We start from the raw sequence: 14,269 nt of genomic DNA, 5'->3' as shown, positions 1-14,269 counted from the left end.
GAAGCGTCACAGCCCACACAGAACAACGATAAACAAGTCGGCTTACAGGCCAACGATGTTGAAGAGCACTGCAAAAATGGCGTCAGTGACAATAATCAACGTAATGCCCGTCACCACAGCAGAAGTCGTTGCCTGGCCAACCGCCGCCGAGCTGCTGCCGCACTGCATCCCACGCATACAACCCGCGCCGGCGACAATGATCCCAATGATCGCCGCCTTAATGATGCCCGTGGAAAAATTCGCCAAATCAATAGCGCCAATAGTGCGGTTGATGAATTGCTGAACGGTGACATCGAGCATTGAGGTGCCGATGATCATGCCCCCCAAGATACCAATGAAGTCAGCGAACAACACCAGCATTGGCATCATGCAACACAGCGCCAGCATACGCGGCAGCACGAGAAAATCCATCGGCGACAACCCCAGCGTCTTCAATGCATCGATTTCCTCGGAAACCTTCATGCTGCCAAGCGACGCAGCGAACGCAGCGCCAGTTCGGCCACACATGATAATGCCCGTCATGATGGCGCCCATTTCACGCACCATGGCCAAACCAACCAAGTCTGCCACATAGATATCAGCGCCAAATTTCTGAAGTTGTACGGCGCCAACAAAGGCTAGAATGACGCCCACAAGGAAATTGATCAATGCCACAATCGGCAGGGCTTCAGCCCCCGTTTGCTGAACCACAACCCATAAATCAACCCACCGAAAACGCGCTTTGCCACGCAGAAAACGACCAAAAGAAAGCGTCGATTCGCCGATGAATTCAGTCGTTTCTCGCAGTTCCTTTCCAAAATTTAAAGTCGCATTGCCTACCTGCGTAAAGAATGACTCACGCTTCTCATCGCGCCCTGTCCCCTCTTTTTTCGGCACGGCGGTCGCCAGCTTCAGCAGCCCTTCCGCCCCTGGAGGCAAACCGGATAAATCGAGCTCTGTCTTAGTTAGTTTCGCCAAGTCTCCAACCTTCTGCAAAAAGGTCATCAGCGCCGTATCCCAGGCGGATACCTTCGTGGACTCAAAGGCTAGTTTTGATGGCGGCTTCGATTCCTTGAACTGAGATTCTACCGCAGAAAAGTCGGGAAGCGCTGATCCGAACTTCCACTCACCTGCCAGCACCAGGACCAAGGAGCCTGCTTCACGCCGGAAATTTAAATCAGCTGTCGCCTGACTTTCAGCCATGTTGGGCACTGATCTTGTTGGTAACGCGTCATTTGCCAATCACTTTCGTGCGCAGACCGAGGAAATTGCAACTGTAGTACAAAAAACCCCGCTGGCGAAATACCAGCGGGGTTCGAAATTTAACGACAGTTTCTAAGGAATGCCTTAGATAGCGCCTTCGCCCTTTTCGTCAGTGCGGATACGTACAGACTCTTCGATCGGAATGACGAAGATTTTGCCGTCACCAATCTTGCCGGTCTTAGCAGCCTTAGCGATGGTTTCGACAGTCTTTTCCGCAATGTCGGAAGGAACGGCAATGTCAACCATGACCTTCGGGAGGAAGTCCACGGTGTATTCGCTGCCGCGATAGATTTCGGTGTGGCCCTTCTGGCGACCGAAACCTTTAACCTCAGTTACGGTCATGCCTTCGATGCCGATCTCCGAGAGAGCTTCCTTCACTTCTTCGAGTTTGAAGGGCTTGATAATGGCTTTTACGAGTTTCATAACTAATTCGTATTAATGATTATTCCGTTATTGGCAATGAATCAAGAAGAGACTCTGACCATTACTTGATGTCTGGAGCAAACTGCGGGTATGCTTCCTGACCATGTTCGCCAATGTCGAGACCTTCGGCTTCTTCCTCTTCGCTGACACGAATGCCGATGGTAACCTTCAGGATACCGAAGAAGATGATGGAGAAGATGAAAGCAAAGGCTGATACAGCCAGCGTGCCAATGAGCTGAGTCATGAAGCTGAAACCAGCGCCTTCCTGTTGGAAGATCGCTACGGCTACGGTTCCGAAGATACCGCAAACACCGTGAACGGAAACAGCACCAACCGGGTCGTCGATCTTGATCTTGTCGAAGAACAGGATGGAAACAACCACCAAGGCGCCAGCGATCAGGCCGATAATGACCGAACCGAGCAGAGTCACAGAGTCAGCCCCAGCGGTGATGCCAACGAGACCAGCGAGGATACCGTTGAGAGCCATGGAGAGGTCCGGCTTCTTGAGCAGTGCCCAGGAAACAGCGATGGCAGCCAAGCCACCAGCGGCAGCGGCCATTGCAGTAGTAACGAATACGAAGGACACGAGTTCCGGGTTTGCCGAAAGAACAGAACCGCCGTTAAATCCAAACCAACCGAGGAAGAGAAGGAATACACCGATCGTGGCGAGCGGCATGGAGTGACCGAGGATCGGCTTGATCTTACCGTTCTCAAGGTATTTGCCCTTACGAGCACCAAGCAGGAGCACACAAGCCAAGGCAGCGAAACCACCGAAAGCGTGAACCAGCGAGGAACCGGCAAAGTCGTAGAAGCCCTTGGCGTCGAGCCAACCACCGCCCCACTTCCAGGAGCCAGTTACCGGATAGCCGAAAGTCACGAGCAGAGTTGCGAAGATCATGAAGCTCGAGAGCTTAACACGCTCAGCAACGGCGCCGGAAACGATGGTAGCCGCTGTAGCAGCAAACATAGCCTGGAAGATGAAGTCCGACCAGCCAGTCATGCAGAGACCTGTGCCACCGTAAGAAAAGTCAGTGGCGCCGTAATCTGCCATGGTCAGCGGAGTTCCCATGGCAAAGAAGCCATTGAAGTCGCCAGGATACATTGCGTTGAAGCCCCAAACAAGGTAAGAGATCAGGCCCATGCAAATGATGAACACGTTCTTGAACAGAACGTTGACCGTATTCTTACTCTGTGCGAGACCGGACTCGAGAGTCGCAAAACCGAGGTGCATTAGGAACACCAAAGCAGCGGCAATCAAAGTCCAGAGGTTACTGATGGTGAAAAAGTCAAAAGTGACGCCATACGTCTCTACCAGCGCGAGGTAATCCTCGTCTGGTTCAGCTGCCGTCGCTTCTTCAACGACTGCTGTCACTTCTTCTACCACTTCATCCTGAGCCATGGCCCCGGAAAATCCGAAAAAGGACAGTCCGAGCATAAGCATCAAGAATTTCAGGAGTCTGAGTTTCATGATCATAGTTTAGTTTGTTGGATTGAGAATTTTTCCGTGGATAACCGGAGTTTTTCTGAGAGGCGCCTACAAAAGCACCCATCGTGCCAATTTAGGCTAATCCAACATGACTCGATCCCAGCGGCTCCCTGTAAATCGCATAAAACCTATGAGAGAAAAAACAACTTCACATGAAATCAATTCATTCAGAAAGAGCTCAACTGGCAAAAAATATACGCCAACTGTGTTTCTTTTGAGCAACAACTGTCTCAAACCTATTCGGAAGCTGCGTATATTTGCCCGCATCTCCACGTCTCCGACGCCAGCTTAATTATTTTTCTGCATATTTTTAACCAGAATTTTGTGCAAAAATCACGTAGGGAATTTGTCTTTACATCAAGATGCTTTTCATTGAGCATATACTTATGAAAATCAAAATAGACTCCAATGAACGAGGCCTGACGAATCTAGGTTGGCTCAAAAGCCACCACAGCTTCAGTTTTGGCAGCTACCACAATCCCAAACGCGTCCAGCATGGCGCACTACGTGTCCTTAACGATGATTCAGTAGAGGCTGGAAGAGGCTTTGGAGCACACCCTCACCGGAACGCAGAGATCCTGAGCTATGTCATTTCGGGCGAACTGGAACACCGAGACAGCTTGGGAAACGGCGACCGAATCAAGCCTGGCGAGTTTCAATATATGAGCGCAGGCCGCGGTGTAACCCACAGCGAATATAACCCAGGCTCAGAGCCCGTGCATTTCCTACAGGTTTGGCTGCTGCCAGCTGACTTGGATACCAAGCCTAACTACAAGAAAGCGAATTCAGCTGATATTGCCACGCAGAACGGCCTGAAGCTCATTGCAGCCAAGTCTGATGAAGCCCCCATCCACTGGCTGGCAAACGCTCAACTTTGGCTAGGCGAGGCCAAACAGGAATCACGAATCACGCTACCCAGCCAAGCGCCTTATGGCTACTTACACCTAATCAAAGGCGAAATATCCCAAGACAAATTTCAGCTCAGCGCTGGAGATGGGTTAGCTACGCATGGCCCAGACTCAGTTGAGATACTGACGAGACAAGATGCGCAGTTTCTATGGTTTCAAACGGAGCAATCTTAACGATTAACCGCTTCCTTGTCCTTCTGTGAATCCTTGCTAGAATTATCTTCCTTTAGCTTCTTACGGTCTTTGCGATCACGTCTCTGGTAGTATCGATAGACATAATCAGTTGAGCTATAAGAATAACCATAATAGCCGTAACGCTGCGCACCAGCGCCTTTAACGGAGTTAAGGACGACACCAAGCACATTGACGCCCACCTTGTCGAAGTCCTGTAAAACCCTTTTTGCCTTGTTGCGATTCACCGCGTTTTGGCGGGAAACATATACAACTTCATCAACCACTTCACCTAGTTGCAGAGTCTCAACGAAAATGCCGGCAGGAGGTGTGTCGAAAAGCACAAGATCGAACTCTTTCTTAAGTTGGAAAACCAATTCCTCAAAACGAGTCTGCGACAACATTTCCGTCGCATTCTTGGAAGTGCCACTGGACGGGAGCATCCACATATTCCCCTGGAGATTAACGATGCCCAAGTCATTATCCTCAATCAAAGGCAGTGACTCATGGACCTCCTTTTTGCTGTTCCACCAATTCAGCAAACCCTTTTCATTCTCCAATTTATAGAAGCGGTGCAAAACAGGTCGACGCAAATCGAAATCGATCAAGAGAACTTTCTTACCATGCTTGGCGAAAGTAAATGCCAAGTTGGCCGCCAAGGTAGACTTACCTTCGCCTGGCACAGTGCTGGTAACTAAGATTGATTTCGGAAACTCCCTTTCGGATATCATCGAAATCTGGCCATAAAGCACACGAAAAGCCTCGGATAGCGAATCATTCAGATCGTCACGAATTGCAAAAGGAAGTTTTTCGGGATCGATCCGATTACTACGGGGAACCTCGCCAAGTAACTCACGCTGCAGATAAACTTGAACATCCCAATACCCATGAAGCCGATTATTCACGAGTTCGAGCAGGATCGGCACACCGATGGCGATGATGAAGAAAAGACCAACTGCCTTGGTGATAACCGCTTCACGATCCGGCGAAAAAGGCATCGATGAAGGCGCTGCTTCGTCGAGCGTGCGCATGTTGCTGTTATCAAGTTGCGCCGAGATCGTTGTCTCGTTCATGCGAGAAAGAATTTGCTGGTACAGCGCTCGGTCGCTATCGACCTCACGTCGCATGCCATTGTAGACGATGCGAAGCTCATCTAAGTCAAGAGAGTCCTTCTCCGCCTTAGCCATCTCCTGCTGGAGATTCTCAAACTTGCGGTTTGCTCCCGCCAACTGGGCGCGAAGGTCAGCGATTGCCTTCTGCGCGATCTCATTGATCAGCGCCTGATTCGCATCCAGCTTATTCTGATTTTCCACCATCCGCGGATGGCGCTCAAGATAACGATGCGATAACAGCTTCCGCTCTGCCTCCAACTGCTGCCTATTTCCAATGGTCTCCGCGAGATTGCCATATTCACTGACAACAGGGATCTGCAATAGGTCGGCATCATTGGCTTGAGCATCCTCCACCTGCTGTAGCTTTGTTTCGACATTCAGCTTTTCGACCCGAGCAGCGGTGACAGCTGCATTCAAACTTTGCAAACGAACGCCAATCACATCCTGACTTTCATCCAACGACACCATGTTATTTTCACGGCGATATTTCTCCAACGCCTCTTCTCCGGCAGTGACTTTGTCTTTGAGCTTATCAGCCTGAGCCTGTAGAAACTGGTTCGCTGAAGTCTCACCTACGGTCGTGCGCTCCAACAAATACTGTATGTACTCGCGGATGTAACGATTGGCAATCAGCGCCGCCATCTCTGGGTCCCGGTGGGTCGCTGTAAAGTAGAACACCTGCCCCTCAGGAAGACTGATGCTGATGTTGGAGGCTATCGAGCCCAAATTCCCTTTGGACTCCTCGGTATCATATGGTTGTGTAATCTTTGCCGCCTCTTTTTCCGTAAAGCTATCGATGACTCGTCGAGTGAAGCTACGGCTGCGCATCTGCGAGAGATGGTTGCGCAGTTCAGTGCTATTGCGAACGTTGTTATCAACGACTTCAGCAATGTCCACCACTCGGTCCGTCTTGGATTCAATGAGCAAAGTTGCCGTAGAACGATAAAGCGGCGGCTCTTTGAGCGCGTAGAATGCAAATAGACAGGAGCACAGAAGACCGAGACTCACTCCAATAAGCCATCGCTCACGGATCATCAGCAGATAATCTCGCCAATTGCGGACTGGCGCCGGAACGGACACTCCCCCGCTTGCATTCGGATTCAAGGCTTTCTTCGCTTGGTTTTGCGACATAATTTACTTGTGATGTAGTAGTAAGGTGGCTGCTAAAACTCGTGAAAAGCAGGCAGTCAAAAGTCGATCAAAAGAGACGCTCTGGCACGTAAAGGATGTCACCGGGGTAAATCAGGTATTCGTCGCGATCATTACCCTCCTCCTGATCCTCAATCATTGATTCTACATCAACGATAAAAAATTCCTGAGTGCCATCTGGTCTCTTTCGGGTTACTTTCACCTCTGAGCCCCGCGCAATGCTGGATAAACCACCTGCCCGCGCAACTGCTTCAACGATATCGATTGAATCCTTCTCAACCGGAAATGAGACTTGTCCTTGCGTTCCAAATTGTCCGAAAACCGAAAATTCACGAGCAACGTAGCCTGAAACCGTAACATACACTTGGGGGTGCCGCAGCAATCGGGCATCAATAAAAGCCTTCTCGATTTTATACTCAGCCTCACGGATCGTGAGCCCCTTCAACTTAATTTCCCCCAACATGGGGATGCGGATCATGCCATTAGCCGGAATACGCTGCGAAACAGATAACTCAGACTCCTCGAAGACATCGATCGAGATCATATCTGTAACGTTCAGCTTATAGTTCGCTGGAAGCGCAGCAGGCCCCGCTTCTGCAGAATCACTACCGTTGGAACTGGAACCACCAGAATCCTGCCCGTAGACCGAGCACATGACCATGAGTGCAGTTGAAATTGTGGCTATACGCTTAAGAATTACCTTCATACTGAATAAATTCAAGCCGACCTAAATAGCCTTCATCACCTTTCGAAGCAAGTCTCATTATCCCTCTTCATTGAAATTCGCCCCAATGAATACGGCGCAAACCTCAGTAAATTCCTAAATATACTTCATTCCGACCATGCGCACAGCGCCTACAAGCCGAATCCCGTTGACAGATTTTTTGTTCAATATAATTTGAATCATTTAATGACGGCGTTTCCGCCATCTGCCAAACTGCTCAAAATACTACACTGGTTTTCCGAGAATCCTGGAATCGACCAAGGGCGGCAGCTTACTAAAATTTGACGGAGTAACCTTGCCATGCATGTAAATGTCATTCGACCAGAAAGCGGACTCAAGTCCATTGGGGCCACCATCATCAGCATGGCCAAGAACGCCCAAAAGACTAGGGAATTGGCTACACGGATATTCATCCGCGACATGCGGGCGATGTTCAGGCAATCCATCCTAGGCTATCTCTGGATATTGCTTCCTCCGATTGCGAACAGCCTGGTGTGGATATATTTAAATGAGCAGCAAGTCATCCAGATAAGCGATGAACGCAATGGTGCATACCCGATATTTGTGCTTAGCGGCAACCTAATCTGGACCGCCTTCAATACAACCCTGACCGGCATGCTCGCGACCGTGCAGGAATCACGTGGACTAATTTCAAAAATCCACTTCCCCCACGAAGCGCTACTAGTGGCGACTTTTGCCAAGGCCTCAGTAAATGCGTTAATCCCTTTACTGTTGGTGATTCCAATGCTGCCCTTCTACGTCTCCAGCTTTGAATGGCAAATGCTCCTATTCCCGTTGGGCGTCTTCGCGATTATGCTAATGGGAGCAACGATTGCCATCTTTCTACTCCCGATCGCCACCCTATACAACGACACCAGTAGAGGCATGCAACTTCTCTTGCGGTTTGCTTTTTTTCTAACGCCGGTAGTTTATCCCCTACCAACTTCGGGATTAGCCAAGGTCATCAGCGACTTGAACCCAGTAACCCCCCTGCTCGTCACAACACGAAGCTGGCTGATTGGCGAAGGCCCGATCATGCTGGATAGCTTCATGGTGCTGTCGCTCATCATCATTCCAGCCCTTTTCATTGGAATTCTCATCTATAAAATCTCCATTCCTTACTTAATCGAAAGACTGTCAGCTTAATCACGTGCCAGACAACCATTCAGAAATTCTAATCGAGGCAGAGGATTTAGGGAAGAAATTCTGTAAATCACTCAAACGCTCATTGTTCTATGGAGCCAAGGACATTGCGGGCGCAGTAAATCCATTTTCGTTACTCACGTCCGGCCCAAAGCCAGCACCTGAACTACGCAAAGATGAATTTTGGGCAGTCAAAGACGTAAACTTCCAACTGCGACGGGGTGAGTGCCTTGGCCTACTTGGCCACAATGGAGCAGGAAAGAGCACGCTCTTAAAACTATTAAACAATCTGGTAAGGCCTGATACCGGACAAATCACCATGCGTGGTCGCGTGTGCGCCCTTATAGAACTCGGCGCTGGCTTTAACCCAATTTTGAGCGGAAGAGAAAATATCTACAATTCCGCCGCCTTACTCGGAATCCCTAAAAACGTAGTAGATCGTAAACTCGATGCGATTATTGCTTTTGCCGAATTGGAAAAATTCATCGACATGCCGCTCCAAAACTACAGTTCAGGCATGAAAGTGCGCTTGGGCTTCTCAGTGGCCATGCAAATGGAGCCAGACATACTTTTACTGGATGAGGTTTTAGCAGTCGGCGATGTCGGTTTCAGATTCAAATGCCTGAATGCCATCGGTAAGCTGATTCAGAATTCTGCCGTGATCTTTGTGTCTCATTCGATTCCTCAAATATACCGGATTTGCACTTCAGCCCTGCTCCTCGAACGTGGGGAAATTGTCTACTCCGGCAATTCCATCAAGGATGCAATCGATAGGTATTACTCCAAAATGGATTCCAGCGTTAACGAAATAACTTCGAACGATCACATCCAGCTCGAATCTATTTCCATTAGTGCAAATGGAGAAACGTATGAGGCGCCGACAAAATTAGTCCTGGAATACGGCGCATCGCCAACCGTAAAAATCAAGTATAGAAACATCAGCCAGAAAGCCCCCCTGAAAGTCCAAATTGTAATCTGGAATCAGGACATGCATCCGGTTCTGGAACTCCTAAGCCAAGACAAAGAATTCATTACAACAGACAGTGTCCCCGGTGACGATATCACACTCGAAATCCCTATCGACAAGACAAAGCTCAACGGCGGCAGGTATTCAATAGAAGTCGTTTTTCATACTCTGAATCTGGATAGACGCATTGCGCGCTACTGCCCAGACATCAGCATACAGGTCCCTACGTTCTGCGTAAGTGGAGCCAACACGATCCACCTAACGGATTTCAAGGTCACTAAAAATCAACCCTCATCGTAACTCCCTAACAGTGGAAACGGCATCGAAAACCTTTCTTTTTGACGCACATTGTACTGGGCGATCGCGTCATCAGATCGGCAACCAAACACCACACTTACGATGGGAAACCCGATTACCCAATTTCCCTCCCAAGTCTCCTGAATCAACTGCAATTTTAGACCCCGAAGGGAATCTGTACTTCGGCTGTCACGATAGCTTCTTTTACTCACTGAATAATGCTGGACTGATTCGCTGGAGATTCCCCACCGGCAACAAAATTTACTCCAGTCCAACATTTCTTAGCAACAACACTCTGACATTCGCCAGTGGCGACGGAGTTTTATACTGCTTAGATCTACAAGGATCCGAAAAATGGCGAACACGCATCGGCCAGAACTTGTCGTCCGGGGCTTTCAGCGAGAAGATCAAGTTACACAGCCAAAAGAGCCATCCCCTGCACGAAATAAATCGAATCGACTCTGCCAGCAGTTGGGCCTCCCCCAAGCAATTGAAATCAGGGGCGATTATCGTATCGGGCTATTCTTCAGGCGTAAGCGCAATCGATCCAATAAACGGTAGTCCGCTCTGGCAAATAAAATGTCCCAACATGCCATGCTTATCTGGAGCAGCACTGACGAATGATGACGATATTCTGATCGGCCTAAACAACCACACTGCAGCGCGTATAACAAAAGACAGCGACATCAAGTGGCAACACGCTGTCGAGTCTCAATTCAATCTATGGGGAACCCCTACATTTGACCCAAACACTGAAATTGCATTCTTCCCCTTTTCACAACTTGAGGATCAATCCATCATAGTAGCTTTCGACCCATCTGGAACGCCATTATGGGAACAATGTCTTCCGGCGGCGATTAGAGGCTCACTAGCCGTTACTCATGAAAGTTTGCTCGTCGGGTGCTTTTATGATGGCGCCGTGCGCATAATCGAATCCAAAACAGGCACGATCCTAAAATCAAAAAAGATATCGGAGTCTTGCTTCTGGACCACCCCCAGCATACTGCCGGACAATAGGATTCTGCTTTCGACGATTGACTCAAATAAACCAGGTATTGGAAGAGTAATCCTCCTCGACCAAGATCTTTCCATAATTTGGGAAATCAACACAGGGAAAGGTCATTCTACGCCATTAGTAGATGAGCATAGTCGAATATATTTTGGCTCATGGAAAGGCGATTTCTCATGCTATGATACGACATTCGACGGAGAATCAGCAGCGCCAAGACACCAAGCTTAATGCAAGTACATAGCATCATAGCCCTACTCTTCATTTGTTCAGTACCGACAATGGCACTGTTGGTTTACATGACCTACAAGCATCGTCAATCATTTGCCCATGTGCTCAAATTGAAAGCCGAAATCAGGGACCTGAAGAAGGAAGTGGACCGCATAGGGAACGAGGAAATGCAATCGCACTTCACACGTTCCATCCTCCAAGTTGCAGCATGCAGTAGAACAGCAAATCTAATCCTCTTGGAAGCTCACCCCTACTATCGGGAGAATTGCTTGAACAAGTCTTCAAGCTTACTTGTAGAGATTTTCATTGATGAGCTTTTCACAGGAGCAGACCGAAAGTCTGTCTTGGAAATTGAACCAAACGATGGTCTGACATTAAGCGACTCCTATTTCCTAGAATCATTCGGTTGGAATGTTCGCTTAGCTACTAAATGCTCAAATCTGCAATCGCAACTCTCCACCAATCGCCCAAACATACCGATTGAACTGCTACCTGTCGGCACGGATGGAGAAATGCATGAATATACAGAAGTGTTCAACCTGGACAACGTGTGCATTGCTGCGGGCCCAAAGCATATCGACCTAATTGAATACGCTTCCCAGAATCATTGCTACGCCAGAACAACCTCTATCATTGCCCAGACATTTATCGATCACCTCCGCAACGAATTACGTAATTCATTCGACGTGTTATTAATCAAAAGTGGAGATATTACTGAGCAGTGTTATGGCCAGATCAGCAGTCTTTGTTCAGAGATAAAGTTGATCGTAGTGAGCAACCCTTTCGGCCAAAGCGTAAAGGCCTGTAAAACTTGCCCAGCAGGTTTTAAAGGGCCGGTATCTTTTCTCGGCCACCAATTTTTTGAATCTGAGACGAGTAACCTCAATCTCGCACAAAAGATTCGAACATCAACAGCAGCAACTTTGTCAGGATATATTAAACTGAAGAATTCGCAGTAATTTTTGCACTAAACAAATAATGAGAGAAATGAAAAAAATTGGGCTTCTGACTTATCATCATGTTCTGAATCCCGGCTCGATCATGCAGTGCGCCTGCCTGTATCGGTTGCTCCAGAGCACATTCCCAAGTCATATCATCGAAATCATTGATTACTATCCTGAAGATTCTCAAAAATTCAATCAACATGCGGCGAAGCACGGCAAAGCCGAATTAATAGTAAAATTCCGCGAATTCCTTGAAAAGAACTGTCGTTTTAGTGAATATCAAATTTTGAGCGACGATGTAGAATCCGGCATGCAAATACTCAATGCTCAGGGCTACGATGCTATTTTTGTTGGCAGTGACACTGTCTTTCAAATCGATGGCTATTTGGGACGAAAGATTGCTGGCCCATCAGCACCAAATCTCTACTACCTACCTGGTCCGATGAGCGCGAAGAAAATTGGCGCTTCCGTTTCGTTTGACCCACCCCAAGAAGCGAGCCCGGAACAATTAGCTAGCATACGCCAACATTTAGGTGACTTTGACCAAATTTTCTATCGCGACGCGCATGCCTATGACATTATGTGTGAAGCTGGCATCTCAAAGCCTATGCTAGCTTACACCCCAGACCCAACGATAATGACCGACTTCTCGATGCTCATTGCCCCTGAACCTTTCGATTCAGCGAAATCAAAAAAGTTCGGCATAAGCATACAAAATGATTCCATTCGAGCTCCCATCTGGAAGTATCTCCAAGCACAAGGATACGAAGTCATCGACTGCATGCATCTCGCCCATGGTCAGCCCAAGAAAAAGAAAAAGCTTTTTCCATGGAGCAAACAAGAGTCGGAACCATACGAATTTATTGATGCTATGTCGATCTATCGTAAAATGAATGGCTTAATAACAGATCGATTTCACGGCACAATTTTTTCAAGCATCCTCTGCCCAGGTCCTGTAGTCGGCATCGAAGACGACACGGTATACTCAAGCCGATCTGGCAAAGTGCGCGACCTCTACGAACGCCTGGGTTGTGCTGACTGCATAATTCGAAGCGTAAATGGGGAAATCGAATTAAGCCAGCTAGAGAGCGCACTGAACAAAGCAAAGCAGAAAACTGTATCCCGAAAAATCGCGATGGAAGATCTGCGGCACGAAGGCATCACCAAATTTATGAAATTTGCCGAGACAATCGCTGCTAAAAACTAGATTAATGCTAATGCCACAACAGCAGGCATCATTGAAAATCGCTGACCATCGAACACCTTAATGAGATCTAGCAGCTCCTCCAATAATCAAAACAAGACCCTAGTGGTCCTTGGCAACTATGGCCATATGGGTGGCGCAGAGCGACAGGCTATACATTATATTGAATACCTGAGAAATGAGCGCGACGCACCCGTGTCAGTGTTAGGCTGGTATGGTGAAGGGCCTCTATCCGACAAGCTACGCTCGATTGGCTGTGAAATATTCAACTTTCCTTATGTCGAAAAGCTCAGTGGCTGGAAAAAAATCAAAAACCTCTTTGATCTGATGCGTTACATCCGGACTGAGATTCGCCCGGATGTCATTCTCCCCTTTGTGTCCATACACAGTAAACCGATATGCCTCACTTGGAAACACACTGGAGCTCGTTACGCCTGGTGGAATCAGCAGGATGAAGGCCGGGGAATGTTTGGAACATCAATGGAGCGACGCGCATTATTAAATGCACGCCACATAACATCTAACTCTGACGCTGGCGCCACTTTTATCGCAAACACCTACGGCATCCCCAGAGATCGGATATTAATCTACAACAATGGCATCCCGGTTCCTAACACGGATTCTCTAACTCCGATTTGGCGGGATAACCTTGGCCTTCCCCCCAATCGATTACTCGTGTCCATGATTGCCAACATCACTCAATTTAAGGATCACGAAACCTTATTAAAAGCTTGGGCAATCATCAAGGATCAGTGGACAGGCCCAAGCGAGGTTCCATATCTTGCACTCGCAGGACACCTTAATGAAGCCAACCATGTTTTACGCCTCAAAGCATTAGCTTTCGATTTGGGAATCGGTGAATGCATACGCTTCCTTGGCTCAATCGACACTACGAATCAGTTGATCTGGGAATCTGACATCGTTGTCCACAGCTCAATCAAGGAAGGCTGCCCAAATGCAGTCTGTGAAGCCATGGCCCTAGGCAAACCAGCCATTGGCACTGACATCCCAGGAATGCGCCAAGCACTTGGCGACCAACATTCCGAATTTGTCTACGCCCATCCTAAGGATGAAAGGCATCTAGCACAAAAGCTCCTTAGCCTACTGACCGACGCCAACCGACGAGAACAGCTAGGCAGTGTGAATAAAAAGAGGATTCTAAGCGATTTCTCAATCAAGGGCATGAACCAATTATTTGATCAATTAGTCCAAGAAGGACTAGATCAACATCAGTGTAAAATCACTTAGAATAATCATCT

The 14,269-nt window shown here is 48.1% G+C and carries 12 protein-coding genes; 7 read left to right on the top strand and 5 right to left on the bottom strand.

Features of this window, described 5'->3' with window-relative positions:
- Window positions 1–42 precede the first annotated feature (42 nt).
- The 3 genes from RBB63_RS03530 to RBB63_RS03520 all read right to left on the bottom strand — a co-directional run bounded on the left by RBB63_RS03530 (window position 43) and on the right by RBB63_RS03520 (window position 3,133).
- Complete coding sequence (locus RBB63_RS03530) at window positions 43–1,182, bottom strand: MlaE family ABC transporter permease (RefSeq protein WP_309381144.1); 1,140 nt, start codon at window positions 1,180–1,182, stop codon at window positions 43–45.
- Between the two features lie 144 nt (window positions 1,183–1,326).
- Entirely contained in the window at window positions 1,327–1,665 is a 339-nt protein-coding gene (locus tag RBB63_RS03525; RefSeq protein WP_309381142.1) for a P-II family nitrogen regulator, read from the bottom strand.
- A 61-nt stretch (window positions 1,666–1,726) separates the two neighbouring features.
- Window positions 1,727–3,133, bottom strand: a complete 1,407-nt coding sequence (locus tag RBB63_RS03520; RefSeq protein ID WP_309381140.1) for an ammonium transporter — start codon at window positions 3,131–3,133, stop codon at window positions 1,727–1,729.
- 404 nt (window positions 3,134–3,537) lie between these two features.
- Here RBB63_RS03520 and RBB63_RS03515 point away from each other — a divergent pair, with 404 nt between their 5' ends.
- Window positions 3,538–4,233 carry a pirin family protein gene (locus RBB63_RS03515; protein ID WP_309381139.1) on the top strand — a complete coding sequence of 232 codons (696 nt, stop codon included), beginning with the start codon at window positions 3,538–3,540 and terminating at the stop codon, window positions 4,231–4,233.
- On the opposite strand, the gene RBB63_RS03510 is transcribed toward RBB63_RS03515, so the two are convergent.
- Together RBB63_RS03510 and RBB63_RS03505 are read right to left on the bottom strand one after the other, a co-directional pair.
- Entirely contained in the window at window positions 4,230–6,239 is a 2,010-nt protein-coding gene (locus tag RBB63_RS03510; RefSeq protein ID WP_309381137.1) for a GumC family protein, read from the bottom strand. The genes RBB63_RS03515 and RBB63_RS03510 overlap by 4 nt on opposite strands.
- Window positions 6,240–6,540: 301 nt before the next feature.
- Window positions 6,541–7,197 (bottom strand): polysaccharide biosynthesis/export family protein, encoded by a 657-nt coding sequence (locus RBB63_RS03505; protein WP_309381135.1) that lies wholly within the window; start codon window positions 7,195–7,197, stop codon window positions 6,541–6,543.
- A gap of 381 nt (window positions 7,198–7,578) precedes the next feature.
- On the opposite strand from RBB63_RS03505, the gene RBB63_RS03500 reads away from it, so the two are divergent.
- The 6 genes from RBB63_RS03500 to RBB63_RS03475 are packed head-to-tail and all read left to right on the top strand — an operon-like array spanning window position 7,579 to window position 14,258.
- Window positions 7,579–8,361 (top strand): ABC transporter permease, encoded by a 783-nt coding sequence (locus RBB63_RS03500; RefSeq protein WP_309381133.1) that lies wholly within the window; start codon window positions 7,579–7,581, stop codon window positions 8,359–8,361.
- A 4-nt stretch (window positions 8,362–8,365) separates the two neighbouring features.
- A complete protein-coding gene (locus RBB63_RS03495) occupies window positions 8,366–9,625 on the top strand; it encodes an ABC transporter ATP-binding protein (protein ID WP_309381131.1) in 1,260 nt (419 codons plus the stop codon).
- Between the two features lie 10 nt (window positions 9,626–9,635).
- A complete protein-coding gene (locus tag RBB63_RS03490; protein WP_309381129.1) occupies window positions 9,636–10,862 on the top strand; it encodes an outer membrane protein assembly factor BamB family protein in 1,227 nt (408 codons plus the stop codon).
- Window positions 10,863–10,912: 50 nt separating this feature from the next.
- On the top strand, window positions 10,913–11,821 hold the full coding sequence (locus RBB63_RS03485; protein ID WP_309381127.1) for a hypothetical protein: 909 nt from the start codon (window positions 10,913–10,915) through the stop codon (window positions 11,819–11,821).
- A gap of 19 nt (window positions 11,822–11,840) precedes the next feature.
- On the top strand, window positions 11,841–13,013 hold the full coding sequence (locus RBB63_RS03480; RefSeq protein WP_309381125.1) for a polysaccharide pyruvyl transferase family protein: 1,173 nt from the start codon (window positions 11,841–11,843) through the stop codon (window positions 13,011–13,013).
- Window positions 13,014–13,073: 60 nt separating this feature from the next.
- On the top strand, window positions 13,074–14,258 hold the full coding sequence (locus RBB63_RS03475; RefSeq protein ID WP_309381123.1) for a glycosyltransferase family 4 protein: 1,185 nt from the start codon (window positions 13,074–13,076) through the stop codon (window positions 14,256–14,258).
- Window positions 14,259–14,269: the final 11 nt, after the last annotated feature.

Source organism: Cerasicoccus frondis, from assembly GCA_031296915.1.
GTDB classification, from domain to species: Bacteria; Verrucomicrobiota; Verrucomicrobiia; order Opitutales; family Cerasicoccaceae; genus Cerasicoccus; species Cerasicoccus frondis.
Note: the sequence above shows the minus strand (reverse complement) of the source record. Positions and strands in the feature narration are given on the sequence as shown.

Bases quoted from the DNA above. Each gene is read 5' to 3' on its own strand.
- RBB63_RS03530 (WP_309381144.1), bottom strand. From the start codon at position 1,182: ATGGCTGAAAGTCAGGCGACAGCTGATTTAAATTTCCGGCGTGAAGCA.
- RBB63_RS03475 (WP_309381123.1), top strand. From the start codon at position 13,074: ATGAGATCTAGCAGCTCCTCCAATAATCAAAACAAGACCCTAGTGGTC.
- RBB63_RS03505 (WP_309381135.1), bottom strand. From the start codon at position 7,197: ATGAAGGTAATTCTTAAGCGTATAGCCACAATTTCAACTGCACTCATG.
- RBB63_RS03500 (WP_309381133.1), top strand. From the start codon at position 7,579: ATGGCCAAGAACGCCCAAAAGACTAGGGAATTGGCTACACGGATATTC.
- RBB63_RS03525 (WP_309381142.1), bottom strand. From the start codon at position 1,665: ATGAAACTCGTAAAAGCCATTATCAAGCCCTTCAAACTCGAAGAAGTG.
- RBB63_RS03480 (WP_309381125.1), top strand. From the start codon at position 11,841: ATGAGAGAAATGAAAAAAATTGGGCTTCTGACTTATCATCATGTTCTG.
- RBB63_RS03520 (WP_309381140.1), bottom strand. From the start codon at position 3,133: ATGAAACTCAGACTCCTGAAATTCTTGATGCTTATGCTCGGACTGTCC.
- RBB63_RS03515 (WP_309381139.1), top strand. From the start codon at position 3,538: ATGAAAATCAAAATAGACTCCAATGAACGAGGCCTGACGAATCTAGGT.
- RBB63_RS03485 (WP_309381127.1), top strand. From the start codon at position 10,913: ATGGCACTGTTGGTTTACATGACCTACAAGCATCGTCAATCATTTGCC.